At 67.7% G+C, this 2,087-nt stretch carries 2 protein-coding genes and 2 pseudogenes; all 4 read left to right on the top strand.

What is annotated here, in order from left to right:
- Nucleotides 1-869: 869 nt before the first annotated feature.
- A pseudogene (locus UK94_RS72440) lies at nt 870-1,115 on the top strand (response regulator); the annotation flags it as partial.
- Between the two features lies 1 nt (nt 1,116).
- On the top strand, nt 1,117-1,514 hold a 398-nt coding region (locus tag UK94_RS72435), incomplete at its 5' end, for a LuxR C-terminal-related transcriptional regulator (protein ID WP_235490922.1).
- A 248-nt stretch (nt 1,515-1,762) separates the two neighbouring features.
- Nucleotides 1,763-1,866 (top strand): annotated as a pseudogene (locus tag UK94_RS72430) (IS5/IS1182 family transposase); the annotation flags it as partial.
- 23 nt (nt 1,867-1,889) lie between these two features.
- On the top strand, nt 1,890-2,087 hold a 198-nt coding region (locus UK94_RS72425), incomplete at both ends, for a transposase (RefSeq protein WP_235490924.1).

Here is a 2,087-nt window from a genome sequence, read left to right as displayed (position 1 = left end):
ACCCGATCAAGGTAGATCGATCCTGGTCCACCTCTGGCTTACACAGTCGTCATGACACGCCCTCGCCAATGGGTCAGCGCAGACGGACAGCCAGCCAACCCCGGCAACAGTTTTATGGCGGCCGTCGAGGNATACCGGCGCGGCCGACCCATCGCCCGGGTGACGTTCGACCGTGGCAGGGCTCAACCCGGCCTCGTCCGCGCCGCGGCAACGGCGGCGACCGCCGAACTCGACAACGCAGGCCTGCGCGCCGCGGTCGCACTCCAGCTCGTCGAGGTACGCCAGTCCCGCACCCGGATCGCCGCGGCCCAGTTCGCCGAGCGCCGCACCATCGAACGCAACCTGCACGACGGCGCACAGCAACGCCTGCTCGCACTCGCCCTTCAGCTACGAGCTGTGCAGTTGGGCGGCGACGAAGCCTCGCTACGCCAAGCCATCAGTACGGGCATCGATCAGCTGCAGGCCGCCGTGGTCGAGCTCCGCGAACTGGCCAACGGCCTGCACCCCGCGGTCCTCGCCGACGGCGGGCTCGCCGCCGCGCTCGACGACGTCGCCGCCCGCACCCCCGTACCCATCAAGATCTCTGCTCCGGACCGGCGATATCCGCCCGATCTGGAGGCAGNCGCCTGGTTCATCGCCTGCGAGGCGATGGCGAACGCGGTCAAACACGCCCACCCGACCACCATCGCCGTGGACGTCTCAGCCCCAGACGGGCAGCTGATCGTCGAGGTCCGCGACGACGGCATCGGCGGCGCTCAGCCCAGTGGACCCGGGCTGCGAGGCATCGCCGACCGAGCCGAAGCCTTCGGNGGGTCGCTGACCGTCCACACCGACCCCGGCACCGGAACAACCATCCGCGCGGAGCTGCCATGCGAGTCGTGATCGCCGACGATTCCGTGCTCCTGCGCGAAGGACTCGCCCGCCTACTCGCCGAAGCCGGGATTCACACCTGCGCGATGGCCGGCGACGCCGACAGCCTCGAAGCCGCAGTCGCCGAACACCGCCCAGACGTCGCGCTCGTAGACATCCGCATGCCGCCGACCTACACCCACGAAGGCGCGCAAGCCGCCGTCCGCCTCCGCGAACGGTCAGCGAGCCTCGGCATCCTGTTGCTGNCCCAGTCCCTGGAAAGCCGGTACGCCGCGACTCTCGCGCAAGCCCACCCCAAAGGCTTCGGCTACCTACTCAAAGACCGCGTCCTCGACGTCGCCACCCTCGTCGACGCGATCGAACGAGTCGCCTCCGGCGACACCGTCCTCGACCCCGACGTCGTCAGCTACCTCCTACGCCGACACGCCAACCGGGACCGCCTCACCGCCCTCAGCGAACGCGAACGCGACGTGCTTGCACTCATGGCCCAAGGCAGATCGAACATGGCCATCTCCCGCCACCTCGTCCTCGGACCCAAAACCATCGAAAGCCACATCGCCAGCATCCTCACCAAACTCGGATTGCTCCCCGAACCCGACGACAACCGACGCGTCCTGGCCGTCCTCACCTGGCTCCAAACCTGACTGCGGGAGAACTGCCTGTCGGGCGATCGACCTCATGCGCCAACAGCCAGCGGAGACCCGGGCCGGGAACAGGCAAACGCGGACGAACCGCGCCAGCACCGGGACAACCCGGTACCAGAACAAGCCGTCGGAGGCGACGAAGGGCGACGCCGTGGTCGCCCAGGAACCGCTCCCAGCAGCAATAGAGTGCCCCGCAGCCGATACAGGCCAGAGCGCCCTAAGAAGCTGTTTGGGATCTTGATGTTTGTGTGCTGAGTGTGGTCGCCTGGGTCGAGGTCGACGTGGTGGTGCGGTCGGTGGTGGACGGTCTGGTGATGGTTCGGTCTGACCCGTATCCCTCTGATCTGTCCGANGNGGAGTGGGCGTTGGTGGAGNCGTTGCTGCCGCCGGTGTCGAAGGATGGGCGGAAGGAGGCGCATCCTCGCCGGGAGATCGTGAACGCGATTCTGTATGTGACGCACGCGGGGTGTAGCTGGCGGTCGTTGCCGCGGGACTTCCCGCCGTGGGAGACGGTCTACGGCTTCTTCGCCCGCTGGCATGACAAGGGCGTGATCGCGAGGGTTCATGATGCGT

It is taken from the genome of Frankia sp. AvcI1 (assembly GCF_001420875.1).
Lineage (GTDB): Bacteria > Actinomycetota > Actinomycetes > Frankiales > Frankiaceae > Frankia > Frankia alni.
This window is presented reverse-complemented; position numbering and strand designations above follow the sequence as displayed.